At 72.2% G+C, this 1,612-nt stretch carries 1 protein-coding gene and 1 pseudogene; both read right to left on the minus strand.

Annotated elements, in window-relative coordinates; genetic code table 11:
• A pseudogene (locus ACR9ZK_RS21535) lies at positions 1-474 on the minus strand (hypothetical protein); the annotation flags it as partial.
• Positions 475-599: 125 nt separating this feature from the next.
• Positions 600-1,612 (minus strand): hypothetical protein (locus ACR9ZK_RS21540; protein ID WP_481344005.1); only part of this gene is annotated, 1,013 nt, incomplete at its 5' end.

Genomic DNA, 1,612 nt, shown 5'->3' on the forward strand with positions numbered 1-1,612 from the left:
GCCCAAGGCCCTGGCCAGCGTCGAGCCGATGACGCGGATCATGTCCTCGTTCACGGCGAGCATGGGTCCGTAGCCGTGGGTGACCTGAGCCGTCCCGGTGTCGGTGGCCACCGCTGCAGCACCCAGCTCGAGCGGGTCGTGCACGACGAGGTCCGGCTTCCAGGTCGAGCAGAACACGGCCAGGTCGCGTGCCCGCACCACGCCGGCCGCCCCGAAGAGGTGCTCTGCCGCGAAGGCGGTCTGCTCCGAGGCCGGCAGTCGGCTGATCGGCACGTCGCTCGGCAGGCGGGAGTAGGACTGGGCGGCAGTGGGACCCGCGGTCACGGTCGCCACGCCGAGGCTCGACGCGTACTGCACGAGGTCGGGCCCGGTCGCCACGACCACGTCGTGACCGGCCCGCTGCGCCGCACCGACGAGCGGCACCATCGGCAACAGGTGCCCGTACCCGGGCCACGCGCTGAACAGGATCCGCATGCGCTCTCTCCACGTCGACCAGCCTCCGTGCACAGCCTTCGCCACGAGCAGCACCAGCGCAAGCGACGCGTGCAACGCCCGATGCCCTCTCCGGCTGCTTCGGTGCGCCGGGTGGCCGGCCCTCGCTAGCGCAACAGGGTGCAGGCGTCCTGCACCACGCGCTCCGGCGACTGTCGGAGCCTCAAGGACCCGTCCGGCAGGACGTCGATCGGGACAGGGTCGCTGAGACCACCGAGGAACCGGCCGTCGGCGTCGAACTGGAGGAAGGCCAGCAGCGCGGGGCCACCGGTCATCGGGTCGGTGACGATCTTGCCCGCGTAGAGCGAGCCCGCCTCGTCGGCGGCGAAGAGGTCGTCCGACTCCGGCACGAACGGGCCGGTAGGGCTGTCGCCCACGAAGTAGTGCGTGCCGGTCACGGCACCGACCCGTGCCTGTCGCTCCGCGCTCGTGCAGTCCGCATAGGCACAGCAGACGAGGCGCTGCCGGCCGCCGACCTCGACCACCTGCGGAACCTCCAGATGGCCCCAGTCGCCGAGCGGTGTGACGGGCCCGATCGGCGTCCGGGTGCGGAGGTCGTTCGAGCGCAGCAGCGCCACGACACCCCGGGCATCGGCCGGGCCCGTCGGCACGCGTGCCGTCACGAGCATCGCCCAACCGCCGTGCTCGGGGTCGGCGAAGACGCACGGGTCGCGCCAGCAGAGATCCGGCCAGACCGACGGGTCCAGCTGCTCGAACATGTCCGGGGCGTCGAGGACGAAGCCGGGATCCTTGGTCCAGGACGCGAGGTCGGTGCTGTGGGCGCGGCCGATCCGCTGCCGCAGGCCGTCGCTGTCGGTACCGATGCCGGTGTAGAACATCCACCAGCGGTCACCGTCGGGCACGACGCTGCCGGTCCACGTGGCGAGGTCGTCCCACGCCCCGGGTGCGCCCGGACCGAGCGCGTCCTCGAGGACGGTCCACCCGCGCAGGTCGCGGGAGACTGCGTGGCCGATCCTGGCGTTGCGGTGCCGCAGGTCGGGGTCGCCGAGCGCCCGCGGCGCCTTGAGGAAGTAGAGGTGGGTGTCCGGGCCGTCAACGGCGGTCCAGAAGTCCCAGGTCCAGTGGTCGTCGAGCAGCAGCACGTGAGCAGTCCCGTCAG

The organism is Monashia sp. HAY1-5C, assembly GCF_056755255.1.